Genomic DNA, 17524 nt, shown 5'->3' with positions numbered 1-17524 from the left:
GTACCATGAAGTGCATGTCAAGACCCTACGTAGACGTCGGCCGGACGGGCCAGAAACGCCGCACCCTTGATGCCCTGGTCGCTGCGGCGCGCCAGCTTGTTGCTGACGGCACGTCGCCCACGGTGGACGAGGCCGCGCTCGTCGCCGGCGTCGCCCGCAGCACGGCGTACCGGTACTTCCCGGGGCAACGTGAACTGCTCGCCGCCGCGCACCCGGAAACGGCCGCGGCATCGCTGCTCCCGGAAAATCCGCCGGCCGACGTCGCAGAGCGCCTGGACGCCGTCGTGGTTGAGTTCACCCGGATGATCCTCGAAACGGAGGCGCAGCAGCGGACCATGTTGAGGCTCTCCCTCGAACAGACCGCCGAGCAGCAAAAAGGCCTGCCCCTGCGCCAGGGCCGGGCGATCGCCTGGATCACTGAGGCGCTCTCCCCGCTCCAGGAAACCATGGCGGAAAAGGACATCCACCGGCTGGTCCTGGCGATCCGCAGTGCCACCGGCATTGAGTCCCTGGTCTGGCTCACGGATGTCGGCGGCCTGAGCCGGGAAGAGGCTGTCGCCTCCCAGCGGTGGACGGCGGCCGCCCTGCTCAACCAGGCTCTCTCGCGCGGGCTGCCGGGCGCCGCCCGCTAACCCGGCCAGCCGCCGTCGTGGGGCACTTCGACACGGACACGCCGAGGATTGAGCCTTCGCCGGCCCTCATCGGCGCCAATGTGCCCCACGAAGACGGCACGACGGTGGCCCAGCCGTATGTGACGCAGCGTTACCTTACGTGAACTGGTGTTTCCACTGCCGTTGTTGGTCAATGTGACGCGGCCCTACCGTTGATCCATGGCAATTCAGGATATTTACCCCACAGCACTGCGGCTGCTCGGCCGCCCCGTGCTGGTGGTGGGCGGGGGCCCCGTGGCTGCCCGCCGCGCCAAGGGGCTGCTCGACGCCGGTGCCCGGGTCACCGTCGTGGCTCCCGTTGCCTCCGCCGCGCTCCAGGACCTGGCCGACGCCGGGCTCCTCACCTGGGAGCCGCGCACCTACGTCCGCACCGACGTCGACGGCGTCTGGTTCGTCCAGACCGCCACCGGCGATCCCGCCGTGGACACCCAAGTCGCGCAAGACGCCGAGGCGCAGCGCATCTGGTGTGTCAACGCCTCCGACCACGAAGCTTCAGCCGCATGGACTCCCGCCGTCGCAGTCGTGGACGACGTCCAGATCGCCGTGAACGCCGGGGGAGACCCGCGCCGCGCCATGGCCCTGCGGGACGCCGTCGCCACAGCCCTGGAAACGGGCGACCTCCCGCTGCGCCGCCGTCGTGCATCTGCCGGCTCCGTAGCTCTCGTGGGCGGCGGACCCGGCGACACAGGCCTCATCACCGTCCGCGGCCGCCGGCTCCTGGGCCAGGCCGACGTTGTGGTGGCAGACCGGCTCGGCCCGCGTGAACTGCTCAACGAACTTGCCCCGGACGTTCGCGTCATCGAGGTCGGAAAGACCCCCGGCCACCATCCCGTACCGCAGGCCGACATCAACCGCATCCTCGTCGAAGAAGCACTCAAAGGCCACCGCGTGGTCAGGCTCAAGGGCGGCGACCCCTACGTTCTGGGCCGCGGCGGCGAGGAAGCCGAATACTGCCGGCAGCACGGCGTCGAGGTTGAAGTGGTCTCCGGCGTCACGTCCGCGATCTCCGTTCCCGCCGCCGCCGGCATTCCCGTGACGCACCGCGGCCTGGCCAAGGGCTTCAGTGTGGTCACCGGCCATGAGGAACTCTCCGAAGTCCCGGCCCGCCCGGACCATACAGTCGTCCTGCTGATGGGCGTCGCCGCGCTCCGGGATTCAGCGGCCGCCCTGGCAGGTGCCGGTTTGCCTCTGGACACTCCAGTTGGCATCGTTGAGAACGGCTATCTGCCGAATCAGCGCGTGACCATCGGCACGCTCGGTTCCATCGCCGACCAGGCGGAAGCCGCCGGCGTCGCAAATCCCGCCGTGATTGTGATCGGTGACGTAGTGCGCGTAAGCCCCTTCGCGCCGTCGCACTTCAAGACCGCCGACTACAGCACCACCAGCCCGAACAAGCCCCGTACCACCCGAGTTTTAGCCCCCTGAAACCCATCGATTGCTCCGCAACCGCCCTTATGAGGCCTCAAAAGGGCCATTACGGAGCAACCGATGCAGACGAAAAGGAACACAGCCGTGTCAACCAGCACCACCGTAGGATCTGCCGAGCGTCCGCTGCGCGTTGCCGTTGTGGGCTCCGGCCCGGCCGGCGTCTACGCCGCCGACATCCTCACCAAGAGCGAAGCCGTCAAGAGCGGCGAGCTGACCGTGGGCATCGACCTCTTTGACCGTTACCCGGCACCCTACGGCCTGATCCGCTACGGCGTTGCCCCGGACCACCCCCGCATCAAGGGCATCGTCAACGCCCTGCACAAGGTCCTGGACCGCGGAGACATCCGCTTCTTCGGCAACGTGGACTACGGCACGGACCTCTCCATCGAGGACCTCCGCACCCACTACGACGCCGTCATCTTCGCCACCGGCGCCATCAAGGACGCGGACCTGAACATCCCCGGCATCGAGCTGGACGGCTCCTACGGCGGCGCCGACTTCGTCTCCTGGTACGACGGCCACCCCGACGTCTCGCGCGAATGGCCGCTGGACGCCAAGGAAATCGCCGTGATCGGCAACGGCAACGTGGCCTTGGACGTGGCCCGTGTCCTGTCCAAGCACGCCGATGACCTGCTGGTCTCCGAAATCCCGGACAACGTCTACGCCGGCCTGAAGAACTCACCCGTCACTGACGTCCACGTCTTCGGCCGCCGCGGCCCCGCACAGGTCAAGTTCACGCCGCTGGAACTCCGCGAGCTGTCCCACTCCAAGGACGTGGACATCATCCTCTACGCCGAGGACTTCGAGTTCGACGAGGAATCGGACCGCCTGATCCAGAGCAACAACCAGGTCAAGACCATGGTGGGCACGCTCACCAACTGGATCGCCGAGCAGCCCGAGGACCTCTCCGAGCTGACCGCTTCCCGCCGCCTGCACCTGCACTTCCTGCACAGCCCCGTGGAAATCTTCGACGACGCCGAGACCCCCGGCCGCGTTGCCGGCATGAAGTTCGAGCGCACCGAGCTGGACGGCACGGGCAACGCCCGCGGCACCGGCGAGTTTGTGGACTACCCGGTCCAGGCCGTCTACCGCGCCATCGGCTACTTCGGCTCGGCCCTGCCGGAGATCGAGTTCGACCACAAAAAGGGCGTTGTGCCGAACGACGGCGGACGCGTCCTGGATGCCGCCGGCACCCACGTGCCGGGCATCTACGCCACGGGCTGGATCAAGCGCGGACCGGTCGGCCTCATCGGGCACACCAAGGGCGACGCCCTGGAGACCGTGACGTACCTGCTCGAGGACCGCGAAAACCTGCCGGTTGCCGCCGTTCCCGAGGCGGACGCCGTCGTCGAGCTCCTCGATGCCCGCGGCGTGAAGTTCACCAGCTGGGAAGGCTGGCTGGCCCTGGACGCACACGAACTCGCGCTCGGCGCCGCGGCCACTGAGGCCGGCGGATCCCACGGTGTTGAGGTCAAGCGTGAGCGCATCAAGGTGGTGCCGCGCGAGGACATGGTTGCCATCTCCCGCGACGGCGTGGCCGCCAACGTCTAAGTACGGACCGGTTCCCCTCACAGCGCGAACTGGCAGCTAATGACCTCAAACCGCACGGTTGACGTCATTAGCTGCCGGTTCGCGCTTTGGTTTTAAACCGACCGGGCTAACTCCCCGCGCCGGCGGTTTCCGCGCCGGCGGTTTCCGGCAGCCCGCGTTACATCCGGCCAAACCGTGCCCGGACCAGCGCAAACATGCCGTAGCAGATGAAGCCCGCGCCGATCGCGACGAGAAGGTACGGACCGAACGGGTGGTCGCGGAGCGCCTTGAGACTGCCGTCCAGCCCGGTAGATTCCTCCGGGCTCTGCTTCCCGGCGGCGATGACGAAGAGCAGCCCGGCGAGGTTCAGCGCGATTCCCTTGGCCACGTGACCGGTGACGCCCAGGGCATCGATGAGTTTGCCGCGCCGGGTGCCGTCGAACCGGAACAGCTCCTCCTTGAACCCGCGCCGCAGCCCCTTCACCACAAAATAAACGCCGACGCCCATGGTGGTCAGGCCGACCGCCACCAGCACCGGCAGGCCAAAGGGTGCGTTCAGGAGCGCGGTGCTGAAGTCCCGGGTGGTGTCTCCCGAGTCCCCGCGCATGCCCACGGCGAACCCCGCGAAGCTGAGCCCCACGCTGCCGTAGGCCACGGCCAGGCATCCTGACGAGATGAGCTTCCCCAGGCGCTTCCCGGCGGGAAGGCGCCGTGCCCGGAGCGTCGCTTCGCTCAGCTGCCACAGCGCGAGTCCGGTGCACGCAACCACGCAGGCCCACAGCACGGCGGGTCCCCACGGGTTCGCGGCCAGCTGCTCGATAGCGCCTGTGGCCTCGGCCTGCCCGGGCTGGCCGAAGGCGAGGGCAACGGCAATTGCGCCGACAATAATGTGGAGCAGGGCCATCACGGCAAAACCGGAGCGCGCCACAACATCAAGCGCCTTGGTGTCGGACGCCTCCTCGACGGCATCCGCCGCCTCGCTGATGCTCGATTCCCCGTCTGCCATGCGAGCTACCCGTTCATGGGCCCTTCCGCGTGCAGCTTCGCGGCCCCGGGGCCTTCCACGTGCACGGTGCAGCGGACCACCAGCTTGCCGGGAGCGTGGTCCAGTTCCACCAGGCTGTCATTCGCGCTGAGGGCGGTGAAGACTTCAGAGCCTGCGACCACCGTGACGCCCTTGGCCTTGGCTGTGGCCGTCGCGTTCTCCAGCGCTTCCTTCTCAAGGCTTGCCATGTATGCGGCGTCATCTTCACGGGCGGGGTCGCCGAAGGCCCAGCCGAACAAAGTCCCAGTGTTTTCCATGGCGACGATATTACGCGTAAGCGTGCTTCAAGTCGGGGTTTCGTAATATTAGTAAGTGTGCTTACCATAGCAATTCCATGACATTGATGGAACACGGCCAGTAAAGACCGCACCAGCGGCATTTTTCGGAACCAGTTCGACGTTAGGAAAACACATCATGGCAGGAAATCTTGTAGCCCGGTCCGTTCACGATCTGAGCGCCGCGGCATGGTTCGGCGGTTCGCTGATGGGAGCGATCGGGCTGAACGGGGCGACGGCGCTGGCCAAGGACCCGGCGGAACGCACGCGCCTGTCCAGCGCCGGCTGGATGAAGTGGGCGCCGCTCCAGACGGCGGCGTTCGCCTCGCACCTGGTGGCTGACCTCGCCATCGCCTGGGAGAACAAGGGGCGCATCGCCACGCAGGACGGCGTGGCCAGGGACACCGTGATCAAGACGGCGGTGACGCTGGCGGGTGCTGGCGTGACGCTTTACGCCGGCGTCCTTGGCAAGAAGGTGGAGAAGCTCGCCGGCCAGGGTGCACGCGGCGCCACGGAGCCCCAGCCGGCGGCGTCCGATGAGCTGAAGTCGGCGCAGCAGCAGCTCAAGATCCTGCAGTGGGCCATTCCAGCCTTCGCGGCGGCGGTAGTCATCCTCGGCGCCAAGCACGGCGAGATGCAGCGGCCCAAGAACGTCTTCGCCGGCCTCCGCTCCTAACCACCCACAAACCCAAGTACGACGGCGGCCGGGCACCCAGGTGCCGGGCCGCCGTCGGGCGTTCAATTTGCGACGTGCAAATGTGCCTGCGACTCGCAAATCCGCTGTGGCACCGGATATATCCAGTGCGCCAAGGAATATGCGGCTCGATTTTGAAGATCCGGCTCGAGAACCGGTGAGGCCTCAGGCGGGCTGGGTGTTGGCCGGTGGGAGGTCCGGGTTCATGTCCTCGAGGTTCGGATCCTCCGCGGTCCATACCTGGATGATCGCCCAGGCGACGGCGGCCAGCGGGACAGCCAACACCGCGCCCACGATGCCGGCCAGGATGGTCCCGGCGGTCAGCGCCATCAGAATCACCAGGGCGTGGAGCTGGAGGGACTTGCCCATGACGACAGGCTGCAGGAAGTCGCCTTCCAGCTGGTTGACGGCCACCACCACCGCGACGACGATCAGCGCCACCACGGGGCCGTTGGCAACGAGGGCAACCAGTGCCGCGAGGATGCCTGCCACCGTTGCCCCCACCAGCGGGATGAAGGCGGTCATAAAAACGATGATGGCCAGCGGGAATGCCAGCGGTACCTGCAGGATGAGGAGTGCCGCACCGATTGCTACGGCATCCACCAGGGCCACGATGGCGGTGCCACGGACATAACCGCCCAGCACCTCCAGGGTGCGGCTTCCCACGCGGCGGAGTTTCGCTTCGCGCTCACCCTTGAACGGCCGCAGGAAGAAGTTCCAGATCTTGGCCCCGTCCTTGAGGAAGAAGAACAGGATAACCACCATCAGGATGGTTCCGGTGATGAACTCGGTCACCACGGACAGGCCGGTGATGGCGCCTGAGCGGACCTGGCTGCTCGTAGCGAACTGAATGATCCCCTCACGGGCCTGGTCCAGCTGCTCCTGGTCGATGGGCACGGGGCCCGTGCGTAGGAAGTTCTCCAGTTCGTCCAGGCCTTGAGTGGCCTGCTGCGCCAGCTCTGTCCACTGGCTCCGGACGGAGAAGTAGATCACCGTGGCAACCCCCGCCAGGACAAGCAGGAGGGCCACAAACGCAATGCCCGTAGCCGCTGCGCCGGGCAGCCCGCGGCGGCGGAGGATGTTTACGAACGGTCCGATGGCGGCGGCAAGAATCAGGGCGATCAGCACCGGAATGACCAGCAGCTTGATCTGCATCAACGCGTAAACCGAGGCGACGGCCACTGCCAGGATCAGCAGGACCTGGGCGGAGCGGATGCCCACCCTGCCCAGCCCGTCAGCCCACAGTTCCGCGGCCGGCTTTCGTTGGCTCTCGGACAGGCGTGCGGCTTGCGCCATGTGTACTCCTTCATCGGCGGGCACCCCGCATGCAGGCGGCGCCCGGGAACAACTGCCTACGTCAGATAGCAAGCCTACTGACCGCTTGGAGTGTGGCGAAACCCCGCCATAGGGCCTACGCGCCCAGCCACTCCGCGCAGGAGTTCAGGTTCCGGTTGACGCTGGCCACCGCGGCGTCGCTGTCCCGGGCCTCGATGGCATCCACGAGGGTGTCGTGGCCTTCATGCGGGAGGCCGTCGAAACCGGGGCGCTGCTGCTGCTTCAGGAGATCGTCATGGAAGACGGCGCCGAAGCTGACGTACAACTCGTGCAGCAGCGGGTTCCGGGATGCCTGGGCCACGCGCTCGTGGAAACCCCAGTCTGCGCGTGCCCACGCCGCGTAGTCCGCCGCGTGCCATGCCGCATCGCGCTCGGCGAGCAGTGCACGCAGGGCGGAGACGTCGTCGTCCGTTGCATGCCGGGCGGCGAGGCGGGCGGCCTGGGTGTCCAGCCCCACCCGGACCTCCAGGATGTGCTCCTCGGTGTGGTCCTGGTACATGCGCCGCGCCGCGCCTGACATCTCGCTGGTGGCGCGGACGTAGGTGCCGTCCCCGCGACGGACTTCCAGCATGCCGCTGTGCGCCAGGGCCTTGACCGCCTCGCGGAGGGTGCCGCGGGAGACGCCAAGCTTGGCCATCAGCTCGGGCTCGGACGGAATCCGCTGCTGCAGCGGCCACTCGCCCGAATGGATCATGGCCCGCAGCTTGGCGGTGATTTCGTCGGCAAGGGGCTGGCGGTGTGAGGTGCTCAGGGTCATGGTGGCCTACTTCTTCTTCGCGGCGGGGCGGCCGGTCATTGCCGGGCGGCCGCTGATCAGGTGCGCAACAACAATCTGGACCAGGGCGAGGCCCAGGAGGATGGCGAGCGGCAGCGTCCAGCCGCCGGTGGCGCTGTGCAGCAGGCCGGTGCCGAACGGGCCGGCCGTGGCCAGCAGGTAGCCGGTGGACTGGGCCAGGGTGGACAGGGCCGTGGTCTCCGCGGTGCTCTCGCCGCTGCGGCTGATCATGACCATCACCAGCGGGAAAATGCCCAGGCCGAAGCCCAGCAGGACCGCCGGGACCACCGCCAGAGATACCGGCAGGAACAGCAGCAGCGCCACGCCCGCCGCCATGGTGACGCTGGCAAGGTAGAAGGCCGGGCGGAGCATCCGCGGGCGGGAGCCGATGGCGATCAGCACCATCCCGGCAGGAACGGACACCAGCTGCATCAGCCCGTACATCAGGCCACTCGCCGAGGCGCTGAGCCCCATGGTGGTCAGCATGTACGGGAACCAGCTCAGCAGCGCATACGCGAGCAGGGCCTGCAGGGTGAAAATCGCGGTCAGCAGCAGGCCTTTGCGGGTGCGCAGCAGGGGCCAGGGCGAAACGTGCCCGGCTTTGGTGCGGACGCTGTTGCGGTGGGCGTGCAGCGCCACGGGAAGGAAGCCCAGGAACGCGGCCACGGCCATGATGCCGATCGCCCCGACGGCGGCAGAGGGCGAGCCGAGGGCCTGGGCCAGCGGGACGACGGCGACGGCGGTCACGGTGGCTCCGGTGGTCATGGTCACCGTATAGAGCGCCGTCATTAGCGACGTGCGCTGGGCGAAGTGCTCGCGGATAAACGACGGCATGGCCACGTTGCAGACCGCCAGTCCGGACATCCCCAGCACCGTCCCGGCCACCAGCGCGCCCGTGGCCGGGATGCCTCGGACCATCAGCCCGCCGGCCAGCATCGCCAGCGCCAGCAGGATGGCCTTCTCCACGCCCAGCCGGCCGGTGAGCCAGGACGTGCCTGCACCCGCCACCGCAAAACAGAGGGTGGGAATCGAGGGAATGATCGACGCCACCAGCGGCCCGTAGCCCAGCACCACCTGCAGGTCGTGCAGCAAGGCCGACGCCCCGGTGATCCCGGCGCGCAGGTTCAGGCCGATCAGCACCAGGGCAATGACACCCAGCACGACGGCGGTACGCGGCTTGGGTGGGGCGTCCAGTGCGGAGGGGGCTGAGGCGGCGGTGGTCATCCTACAAGGTTAGACGTTAGACGTTTGATGTCTATGGTTTTGTGGCCAACCTCTCCCGGCCGTTAACGTCGGGGCCATAGACTCGTGGCCACGGCATGTCCGGACAGTATGGTCCGGATGCGCCGCAGTGATGTGGAAGGACGGAGCGCAGTGGTTGCCCAGGGAATCGAGATCGAAAAGAAGTACGACGTCGGCGAGGCGGCCGAGGTGCCGTCGCTGACCGGCGTGGCAGGAGTGGCTCGGGTGGGGGAGCCACGGACGGCAACGCTGGATGCCGTGTACTTCGACACCGGCCGGCACACCCTGGCTTCCCGGCGGATGACCCTGCGCCGGCGGACCGGCGATACCGACGCCGGATGGCACCTGAAACTCCCGGCGGAAGCCGTTCCCGGCGCATCCGAGGCGACCGATGAATCAGGACCCCAGCAGCGGCGTGAGCTCCACGAGCCACTGGGCCAGGCCGACGTCGTGCCTGACAGGCTGCTGGCGCACCTGCGCGCCTACCTGCGCGGTGACGACGTGGCACCGGTGGTCAGGCTGGAGACCCGGCGGACCACCTACCCGTTGTACGCCGAAGACGGCATGCATCTGGCGGACCTTGCGGACGACCGGGTGAGCGCGGACCTGCTCGGCGCCGCGGGGGACTCCGGCACCACGCAGCGGTGGCGCGAATGGGAGCTTGAACTCGTCCACGGCAGCCCCGAACTCTTCCCCGCAGCGGACCACGCCCTGGCCGCCGCCGGAGCCAGCCCTGCTGAATACACATCCAAACTGGCACGGGCGCTCGCCGGCGGGCCGGACCTGAGTCCCCACGACCGGGCCGCCCCCGCCGTTGCAGCTGCCGGCAAGAAATCGCCGGCCACCGCCGTCGTCACGGCCTACCTCGGTGCCCAGATCCAGGAAATCCTGGCGCGCGATCCGGGCGTCCGCCTGGAGGAACCGGAAGCCGTTCACGAGATGCGCTCGGCCACGCGCCGGGCACGTTCGGCGCTCTCGGCCTACCGGCAGCTGTACAGCGCCGTGGCGGTCCGGCGGCTGTGCGATGAACTCAAATGGCTCGGCCAGATCCTCGGGGAACCGCGTGACGCCGAAGTCATGCTGGACCGGCTCCGCGGCCACATCGACGACCTTGAGCCCGGCCCGGCCGCGACGGCCGTGAAGGCCCAGCTCGAGAAGGACCTGGGGGACACCCTGGACACGGCCTACCGGAAACTCCAGGGCACCCTGCTGTCCGAGCGGTACTACCGGCTGCTGGACGACCTTGAACGCTTCCGCGACCAGCCCCCCGCCAGGCCGGAGGCGGATGCTCCGGCCCGGAAGGTGGCGGGCAAGCTGGTGGGCAAGGCCGCCAAGCGGCTGCGCCTGTCGCACCGGGCAGCGAAGAATGCGCGGCGGGGCGCTCCGCACGAATCCGCCCTGCACCAGGTCCGCAAGGATGCCAAGAAGGTGCGGCACGTGGCGGAATCGATGGTGCCGGTCCACGGCAAGCGTGCTGTGAAGGTTGCGAAGGCTGCGCACCGGCTGCAGCAAGCACTGGGCGATTTCCACGACGGTGTCATCGCCCGGGACCTGCTGGCGGAGTTCGGCGCCGTCCCGGGCCTGTCCGAACCCGTCGCCTCGGCCTACATCACGCTCCAGACCCGGCAAGTACAGCTCGCGGCCGAAGCCGAGGCGACGTACGTGAAGGCCTGGAAGAAGTCGAAGAAGCGCCTGAAAGCCGGGGTGCTCTAAGCCAGCCCGGCCTACCTACCTGCCCTGCCGGCCGCCGAGCCGCGCGACAGCAAGGGCCAGCCACAGCTGCACCCTGTCTGCCGTGACTGATGGGTCGTAGCCGGTCAGCTCGGTGATCTGCGCCAGGCGGTAGCGCACGGTGTTCCGGTGCAGGGTCAGGGCTTCGGCGACGGCGGCCACCGAACCGTTGTTGCCCAGGTAGCTTTCCAGCGTGGTCATCAGTTCCGCGCCGTGGGCGGAGTCGAAGGCCCGCAACGGATTCAGGGATTCGTTGGCCATGTCCGCCAGCGGGACGTCCTCGCTCGCCAGCAGCAGCGAGGTCAGGCTCAGCCGTTCCGGTTCGTTCACCGGCAGGCCATGGCTGGCGGCATCGCGGGCCTCGAAGTAGCTCCAGCGCAGGCCGTTGGGCTTGGTGTACGCGCCGCCGATGCCGATCGTCGCGTGGATGCCGGCCTCAGCCAGGTGGTCGCTGAGCTTCCGGGCCAGCGCAGGTGCCGCGCCGCCGTCGTCGTTAATGACCACCACCAGGTCCTTCCCGACGACGGCGGCCACCGCGTTCTCCAGCGGCTGCGGCACCGAGGTGCTCACCAGGGCCTTGTGGTGGGCTGCGGAAACGGCCAGCAGCACCACGTTCTTCCGCGTGCTGTTCAGGCCCACCCCGGCGAGCCGGCGCTGCGCTTCGCTGGTCTCGAGGGCGCCGTGGATGACGTCCTCCAGCACCTGGCCGCAGAGGGCGCGCTGGGCCTGGCGCTGCTTGACCATGTTGTTCAGCTCCACGCTGATCAGGTTCTGGGCGTAGCCGATGATGCCCGAATCCTCGAACGGCTGGCGGACCCAGAGGGTGCAGGCATCGCGGCGGCCGGTGGGGATCGGGTAGGAGGCCCAGGTGTCCGCGGAGGGGTGGTCCATGCTGCTGCTGTAGAGCTGCGCCGTGAACTGGGTGAGCGCGATGTCGGTCCGGAGCATGCTGCCCAGGTGCTTCAGGAGTTCGGCCAGGCCGCCGCCGGTCAGCAGCGCACGGGCCAGGACCTGGTGCCCGGCGATGAGCCGCTCCAGCTTGGAGTAGTGGTCAGCGGACTGGGCGTCCGCCACCAGCTTGCCGATCGCGATGAACGGCGTCTCGTAGGGGACCTCCACCATGGGCAGGCCCCAGCGGTTGGCCTCGGCGATCATGGCCGGCGGGACGGCGTCGTGCGAGAGGCCGATGCCGAAGCCGATGCCCACTGCGCCGGCGCGCTGGACCTGGCGGACAAACCGGCGCTGCTCCGGCGCGGACTTCAGGCGCAGCCCGGTGGTGAGCACCAGTTCACCTCCGTTGATGAACCGCTGCGGATCCTCGAGTTCCGTCACGGCGACCCAGTTGATGTCCTGGTGCCAGGTGGTCTCGGCGAGGCCTGCCTTGGACAGGTTCAGGGAGCTCACGCCAAGGAGTGCAGCGAGGGAAATGGCCATGGTTTAAAGGATAACCGGGCGCTGGGCAACCGCACTAAACATGTTCTTCAAAGGTGTGCAGGTGGCTATTCCCTGGCTAGGGGCGCTGGCATAGGCTCAAAGCAGTCGCATCCATCCGCTTCGCAGCTGATGATCCCTATGAAAGAGGTTGCACACCGTGGTTCAAACCTTGCAGAACTTCATCAACGGTGAGTTCGTCACGCCCGCCGGCACCGGCCTGCTGGACATCGTCAATCCCACCAACGGCGAGGTTGTGGCCCAGTCGCCCGTCTCCGTCCAGGCTGACGTTGACGCGGCCATGACCGCGGCCAAGGATGCGTTCAAGACCTGGAAGCACGCCACCCCCGGCCAGCGCCAGCTGATGCTGCTCAAGCTCGCCGACGCCGTCGAGGCCAACAGCGATGAGCTCGTCGAAGCCCAGCACCGCAACACAGGCCAGGTCCGCAGCCTGATCGCCTCCGAGGAAGTTGCCGCCGGCGCCGACCAGCTCCGCTTCTTCGCCGGCGCTGCCCGCATCCTTGAGGGCAAGTCCGCCGGAGAATACTTCGAAGGCCACACCTCCTACGTGCGCCGCGAACCCATCGGCGTCGTCGCCCAGGTGGCTCCGTGGAACTACCCCTTCCTGATGGCCATCTGGAAGATCGGCCCCGCCCTCGCCGCCGGCAACACCGTGGTCCTCAAGCCCTCCGACACCACGCCGGAATCCACCCTGGTGCTGGCCCGCCTGGCAGGCGAAATCCTGCCCGCCGGCGTCCTGAACGTTGTCCTGGGAACCGGTGAAACCGGCGCCATGATGGTGGAGCACAAGATCCCCGGCCTGGTCTCCATCACCGGCTCGGTCCGGGCAGGCATCGCCGTGGCCTCCGGAGCCGCGAAGGGCCTCAAGCGCGCCCACCTGGAACTCGGCGGCAAGGCCCCGGCCATCGTGTTCAAGGACGCCGACATCAAGAAGAGCGCCGCGGCCATCGCCGAGTTCGCCTTCTTCAACGCCGGCCAGGACTGCACCGCCATCACCCGCGTGCTGGTCGAGGACTCGGTGCACGACGACGTTGTGGCGGCCATGGTGGAGCACACCCGGACCCTGCACACCGGCTCGCAGAACGACGAAGACAACTACTTCGGCCCGCTGAACAACGTAAACCACTTCAACGCCGTGACTTCGGTGGTGGAGCACCTTCCGGAGAACTGCAAGATCGTCACCGGCGGCCACCGCGCAGGCGACAAGGGCTTCTTCTTCGAGCCCACCATCGTCACCGGCGCCAAGCAGACAGACGACATCGTGCAGAAGGAAACCTTCGGCCCGGTCATCACGGTGCAGAAGTTCAGCACCGAGGCGGAGGCACTCGAGCTGGCGAACGACGTCGAATACGCCCTGGCCTCCAGCGTCTGGACGTCCGACCACGGCACCGCCATGCGGATGAGCCGCGACCTGGACTTCGGCGCCGTGTGGATCAACACCCATATCCTCCTCACCGCCGAAATGCCCCACGGCGGCTTCAAGCAGTCCGGCTACGGCAAGGACCTCTCCATGTACGGCGTCGAGGACTACACGCGTATCAAGCACGTGATGTCCGCACTCGACGCCTAGCAACTCTCCCGGTGGTCGAGCTCGTCGAGACCCCACCATCCCAGCTTTCAAGAAAGGCCCTCCCATGACCACCACCGCAAGTGAACTCACCTTCCGCCTGGAGCAGAAGCGCCGTGTCCAGGCCGACTTCCCGGGCCCCAAGTCCGTGGCCCTGACCGAACGCCGCAAGGCTGTTGTTGCTGCCGGCGTCGCCTCCAGCGTCCCCGTCTACGTGGCGGACGCCGACGGCGGGATCATCCACGACGTCGACGGTAACTCCTTCATCGACCTCGGCTCGGGCATCGCGGTGACCAGCGTCGGTGCGTCCGATCCCGCCGTCGTCGGTGCCGTGAAGGAAGCTGTGGAGCACTTCACCCACACCTGTTTTATGGTCACCCCGTACGAAAGCTACGTGGCCCTCGCCGAGCAGCTGAACCGTTTGACCCCGGGCGACCACGAAAAGCGCACGGTGCTGTTCAACTCCGGCGCCGAGGCAGTGGAGAACGCCGTCAAGGTGGCCCGCCTCGCAACCGGCCGGGACGCCGTCGTCGCCTTTGACCACGCCTACCACGGCCGCACCAACCTGACCATGGCGCTGACCGCCAAGGCCATGCCGTACAAGACCAACTTCGGTCCGTTCGCGCCCGAGGTGTACCGCATGCCCATGAGCTACCCGTACCGCGAGGAGAACCCCTCGATCACCGGTGCCGAGGCCGCCAAGCGCGCCATCACCATGATCGAGAAGCAGATCGGCGGCGACCAGGTGGCCGCGATCATCATCGAACCCATCCAGGGCGAGGGCGGCTTCATCGTCCCGGCCGAAGGCTTCCTGCCGGCTCTCGCCGACTGGGCCAAGGAAAAGGGCATCGTTTTCATCGCCGACGAGGTCCAGTCCGGCTTCTGCCGCACCGGCGAATGGTTCGCGGTGAACCACGAAGGTGTTGTCCCGGACATCCTGACCATGGCCAAGGGAATCGCCGGCGGCATGCCGCTGTCCGCGATCACCGGCCGCGCGGACCTGCTCGACGCCGTCCACCCGGGCGGCCTCGGCGGCACCTACGGCGGCAACCCGGTTGCGTGCGCTGCCGCGCTGGCCGCGATCGGCTCCATGGAGGAGTACAACCTCGCCGGACGCGCCCGCCACATCGAGGCGCTCGCCACGGGACGCCTGCAGGAGCTCCAGGCCGAGCTGGCCTCCGCGGACAAAGCCGTGATCGGCGACATCCGCGGCCGCGGCGCCATGCTGGCCATCGAACTGGTCCAGGCCGGTTCCAAGGAACCCAACCCGGAACTGACAAAGGCCGTGGCCGCCGCCTGCCTCAAGGAGGGTGTCATCATCCTCACCTGCGGCACTTACGGCAACGTCATCCGCCTGCTCCCGCCGCTGGTCATCACCGACGAGCTGCTGAACGACGGCCTGGACGTCCTGGCCGCCGCCATCAAGGCCAACGCCTAGGACGCAGCCCCACCCCACAGCGCGAACTGGCAGCTAATGACCTCAAATCCCCGATTTGACGTCATTAGCTGCCAGTTCGCGCTTGGTTTTTAAGGCGCTCGTCTAGGAGGTGCGGGCCAGCTTCCTCGCCACGGAGTTCTTGCGGGTGGTGCGGAGCATGTCCACCGTGAGGACCAGCAGCGCCAGCCACACCACGCCGAACCCGATCCACCGGTCCAGGGTCATGGCCTCCCGGAACACCACCAGCGCCACGATGAACTGGAGCACAGGCGCGAAATACTGGAGCAGCCCGATCGTGGTCATCGGCAGCCGCCGGGCCGAGGCCCCGAAGAACAGCAGCGGCACCGCGGTGATGACGCCGGAGGCCACCAGGAGCCAGAAGTGCCCCGGACCCTCGCTGGCCAGGGTGGCCACGCCACTCACTCCCAGCCACACCATGGTGGCGGCAGCCAGCGGCGCCAGGACCATCGTCTCCACGCTGAGGCTGGTCACGGCGTCGACCTTCGGCCCCACGCGCTTCTTCACGAACCCGTACAGGCCAAAGCTCACCGCCAAAGTCAGGGCGATCCACGGGAGTTTGCCGTAGGACGCCGTCAGCACTCCAACGGCAATAAAACCGATTCCCACGGCGGCCCACTGGAGCGGACGCAGTTTCTCCTTCAGCACAAACACGCCGAGCAGGACAGACACTAGCGGGTTGATGAAGTAGCCGAGCGACGCTTCGACGGCCTGCCCCGTGGTCACCCCGTAGGTGTAGGTCAGCCAGTTGATGGCGATGAGGACGGCGGCGATCGCCAGGGTGGCGAAAACCGAACGGTCGCGGAACGCGCCCGCGATGGCCCGCCACGAACGGGTAACCGTGATGAGCAGCGTGCAGAAGATCAGCGACCAGACCACCCGGTTGGCCACGATTTCCACCGCGCCGGCCGGCTGCAGCGCAAAGAAGTACAGCGGGAGCAGCCCCCACAGGCCGTACGCGCCGATGCCGAAGGCGATTCCCGCCGTCGTCTCCTTGTCCACTGCCTTGAGCCCGGGAGCCGGCACCCCCGGCCGGGGCGAGGCTTGCCGGCCTGACGTCGTGGGGGCGCTGGGGGAGGAGACGGATCCGTCGGGAGTAGGCACCTAACCAGTAACACCAATTGACGGAGAGGTATTCCAGCAACTAGTCAGTATGCTTGCTTTTATGACAAGGATGAACCTGGCGGAGGACGCAGCGTGAGGCTCCGCCGCAGCAACGCCTCCGGCCGCGGCTACCGCCGGGTGGCCGCCGGGACAGGCTTCAGCTACCGGGATCTGGACGGTTCCACACTGCCGCCGGGACCCGTCCGGGACAGGCTGGAAAGCATCGGCATCCCGCCGGCCTGGACAGACGTGTGGATCGCGCCCTTCGACAACGGGCACATCCAGGCCACGGGCCTCGACGCCGTGGGCCGGCGGCAGTACATCTACCACCCCGAGTGGCGGGAGCGGAAGGACCGGGTCAAGTTCGACCGTGCCCTGCAGTTGGCGGAGTCGCTGCCCACCGCCCGGCGCCTGGTCACCCTGGACCTGCGCAGCGACGGCCACAGTCGCGAACGCGTCCTGGCGGCGGCCTTCAGGATGCTGGACAGCGGATCCCTCCGGGTGGGCTCCGAGCGGTACACCAACGAAAACGGCAGCCACGGCCTGGCCACGCTCCTGTGCGCCCATGTCCACGTGCGGAAGGAATGCCTGGAGCTGAAGTTCCCGGCCAAGAGCGGCAAGGACTGGGAATCGGAAATCCACGACGCCGACCTCGCCGCCCTGGTGCGCACGCTCAAGCGGCGCGGCGGCAACGCCCGGCTGCTGGCGTTCAAGAATGGCCGCAGCTGGCACCCAGTCACCAGCGCCGACATCAACGCCTACGTCAAGGAGCGCACGGGCTCGGACTTTACCGCGAAGGATTTCCGCACCCTGCGTGGCACCGTGGCCGCCGCAGTCAGCCTCGCACGGAGCGGCCCGCAGAAAACCGTTGGTGCCCGGAAGCAGGCCATCAGCGCAGCAATGCAGGACGCGGCCGCCGTGCTGGGGAACACGCCGTCGATCGCGCGCAAGAGCTACGTGGATCCGCGGCTGCTGGACCACTTCGCCGCCGGTGAAACGATCGATCCCAGGCGGGTGGACTCGGCCGAGTCTGAGCTGCGGGCGCTGCTGTACCGCGAAGGGGACGTTGTTCCGCTGCGGAAAAGCGGCTGAGTCCTGCGTCACGCGTTACCCCGTCCGGCCCCGCAGACATTTAGAATGGGGCATTGTGCGCTTCCTGCACTGTGCGCGCTGCTGCACTGTGCCTCCGGCGCAATATCCTGCTTCCAGAAGGGCTCCC

General features: G+C 67.6%; 15 protein-coding genes. 8 read left to right on the top strand and 7 right to left on the bottom strand.

Annotated elements, in window-relative coordinates:
- Window positions 1–14: 14 nt before the first annotated feature.
- From ABV518_RS14225 to ABV518_RS14215, 3 genes are all read left to right on the top strand, one after another.
- On the top strand, window positions 15–632 hold the full coding sequence (locus ABV518_RS14225) for a TetR/AcrR family transcriptional regulator (protein WP_367767807.1): 618 nt from the start codon (window positions 15–17) through the stop codon (window positions 630–632).
- A 198-nt stretch (window positions 633–830) separates the two neighbouring features.
- On the top strand, window positions 831–2096 hold the full coding sequence (cobA, locus tag ABV518_RS14220) for a uroporphyrinogen-III C-methyltransferase (protein WP_367767805.1): 1266 nt from the start codon (window positions 831–833) through the stop codon (window positions 2094–2096).
- 87 nt (window positions 2097–2183) lie between these two features.
- The gene (locus ABV518_RS14215) at window positions 2184–3650 is read left to right on the top strand and encodes an FAD-dependent oxidoreductase (RefSeq protein ID WP_367767803.1); all 1467 of its coding nucleotides are present in this window, start codon (window positions 2184–2186) and stop codon (window positions 3648–3650) included.
- Between the two features lie 157 nt (window positions 3651–3807).
- On the opposite strand, the gene ABV518_RS14210 is transcribed toward ABV518_RS14215, so the two are convergent.
- Both ABV518_RS14210 and ABV518_RS14205 read right to left on the bottom strand, forming a co-directional pair.
- A complete protein-coding gene (locus ABV518_RS14210) occupies window positions 3808–4635 on the bottom strand; it encodes a DUF1206 domain-containing protein (RefSeq protein ID WP_367767801.1) in 828 nt (275 codons plus the stop codon).
- 5 nt (window positions 4636–4640) lie between these two features.
- On the bottom strand, window positions 4641–4931 hold the full coding sequence (locus ABV518_RS14205; protein ID WP_367767799.1) for a hypothetical protein: 291 nt from the start codon (window positions 4929–4931) through the stop codon (window positions 4641–4643).
- Between the two features lie 157 nt (window positions 4932–5088).
- Here ABV518_RS14205 and ABV518_RS14200 point away from each other — a divergent pair, with 157 nt between their 5' ends.
- Complete coding sequence (locus ABV518_RS14200) at window positions 5089–5625, top strand: hypothetical protein (RefSeq protein WP_367767797.1); 537 nt, start codon at window positions 5089–5091, stop codon at window positions 5623–5625.
- Window positions 5626–5808: 183 nt separating this feature from the next.
- Here ABV518_RS14200 and ABV518_RS14195 read toward each other — a convergent pair whose 3' ends face one another.
- The 3 genes from ABV518_RS14195 to ABV518_RS14185 form a co-directional block, all read right to left on the bottom strand.
- Window positions 5809–6939, bottom strand: a complete 1131-nt coding sequence (locus ABV518_RS14195) for an AI-2E family transporter (protein ID WP_367767795.1) — start codon at window positions 6937–6939, stop codon at window positions 5809–5811.
- A 115-nt stretch (window positions 6940–7054) separates the two neighbouring features.
- A complete protein-coding gene (locus ABV518_RS14190; protein ID WP_367767793.1) occupies window positions 7055–7735 on the bottom strand; it encodes a FadR/GntR family transcriptional regulator in 681 nt (226 codons plus the stop codon).
- A gap of 6 nt (window positions 7736–7741) precedes the next feature.
- Entirely contained in the window at window positions 7742–8977 is a 1236-nt protein-coding gene (locus ABV518_RS14185; protein ID WP_367767791.1) for an MFS transporter, read from the bottom strand.
- 117 nt (window positions 8978–9094) lie between these two features.
- Between ABV518_RS14185 and ABV518_RS14180 the strand changes: the two genes are divergently transcribed.
- Window positions 9095–10708 (top strand): CHAD domain-containing protein, encoded by a 1614-nt coding sequence (locus tag ABV518_RS14180; RefSeq protein ID WP_367767790.1) that lies wholly within the window; start codon window positions 9095–9097, stop codon window positions 10706–10708.
- A gap of 15 nt (window positions 10709–10723) precedes the next feature.
- Here the strand turns inward: ABV518_RS14180 and ABV518_RS14175 are convergent, their stop codons facing one another.
- Entirely contained in the window at window positions 10724–12160 is a 1437-nt protein-coding gene (locus ABV518_RS14175; RefSeq protein WP_367767789.1) for a PucR family transcriptional regulator, read from the bottom strand.
- A 157-nt stretch (window positions 12161–12317) separates the two neighbouring features.
- Between ABV518_RS14175 and ABV518_RS14170 the strand changes: the two genes are divergently transcribed.
- Both ABV518_RS14170 and gabT read left to right on the top strand, forming a co-directional pair.
- Entirely contained in the window at window positions 12318–13748 is a 1431-nt protein-coding gene (locus ABV518_RS14170; protein WP_367767788.1) for a gamma-aminobutyraldehyde dehydrogenase, read from the top strand.
- Window positions 13749–13812: 64 nt separating this feature from the next.
- Window positions 13813–15183: a 4-aminobutyrate--2-oxoglutarate transaminase gene (gene gabT, locus ABV518_RS14165; protein WP_367767787.1), complete on the top strand. Its 1371-nt coding sequence runs from the start codon at window positions 13813–13815 to the stop codon at window positions 15181–15183.
- 102 nt (window positions 15184–15285) lie between these two features.
- On the opposite strand, the gene rarD is transcribed toward gabT, so the two are convergent.
- Complete coding sequence (gene rarD, locus ABV518_RS14160) at window positions 15286–16305, bottom strand: EamA family transporter RarD (protein WP_367767786.1); 1020 nt, start codon at window positions 16303–16305, stop codon at window positions 15286–15288.
- A gap of 93 nt (window positions 16306–16398) precedes the next feature.
- Here rarD and ABV518_RS14155 point away from each other — a divergent pair, with 93 nt between their 5' ends.
- Window positions 16399–17397: a DNA topoisomerase IB gene (locus ABV518_RS14155; RefSeq protein ID WP_367767785.1), complete on the top strand. Its 999-nt coding sequence runs from the start codon at window positions 16399–16401 to the stop codon at window positions 17395–17397.
- The last annotated feature ends 127 nt before the right edge of the window (window positions 17398–17524 follow it).

The sequence above is a fragment of the Arthrobacter sp. HS15c genome (assembly GCF_040812005.1).
Lineage (GTDB): Bacteria > Actinomycetota > Actinomycetes > Actinomycetales > Micrococcaceae > Arthrobacter.
The sequence above is the reverse complement of the archived record's forward strand: the minus strand, read 5'-3'. Positions and strand labels throughout refer to the sequence as shown.

Excerpts from the sequence above, each read along its gene's own strand:
- ABV518_RS14185 (WP_367767791.1), bottom strand. The coding sequence starts at position 8,977 with ATGACCACCGCCGCCTCAGCCCCCTCCGCACTGGACGCCCCACCCAAG.
- ABV518_RS14205 (WP_367767799.1), bottom strand. The coding sequence starts at position 4,931 with ATGGAAAACACTGGGACTTTGTTCGGCTGGGCCTTCGGCGACCCCGCC.
- ABV518_RS14210 (WP_367767801.1), bottom strand. The coding sequence starts at position 4,635 with ATGGCAGACGGGGAATCGAGCATCAGCGAGGCGGCGGATGCCGTCGAG.
- ABV518_RS14200 (WP_367767797.1), top strand. The coding sequence starts at position 5,089 with ATGGCAGGAAATCTTGTAGCCCGGTCCGTTCACGATCTGAGCGCCGCG.
- cobA (WP_367767805.1), top strand. The coding sequence starts at position 831 with ATGGCAATTCAGGATATTTACCCCACAGCACTGCGGCTGCTCGGCCGC.
- ABV518_RS14180 (WP_367767790.1), top strand. The coding sequence starts at position 9,095 with ATGCGCCGCAGTGATGTGGAAGGACGGAGCGCAGTGGTTGCCCAGGGA.
- ABV518_RS14190 (WP_367767793.1), bottom strand. The coding sequence starts at position 7,735 with ATGACCCTGAGCACCTCACACCGCCAGCCCCTTGCCGACGAAATCACC.
- ABV518_RS14225 (WP_367767807.1), top strand. The coding sequence starts at position 15 with ATGTCAAGACCCTACGTAGACGTCGGCCGGACGGGCCAGAAACGCCGC.
- ABV518_RS14175 (WP_367767789.1), bottom strand. The coding sequence starts at position 12,160 with ATGGCCATTTCCCTCGCTGCACTCCTTGGCGTGAGCTCCCTGAACCTG.
- gabT (WP_367767787.1), top strand. The coding sequence starts at position 13,813 with ATGACCACCACCGCAAGTGAACTCACCTTCCGCCTGGAGCAGAAGCGC.
- ABV518_RS14195 (WP_367767795.1), bottom strand. The coding sequence starts at position 6,939 with ATGGCGCAAGCCGCACGCCTGTCCGAGAGCCAACGAAAGCCGGCCGCG.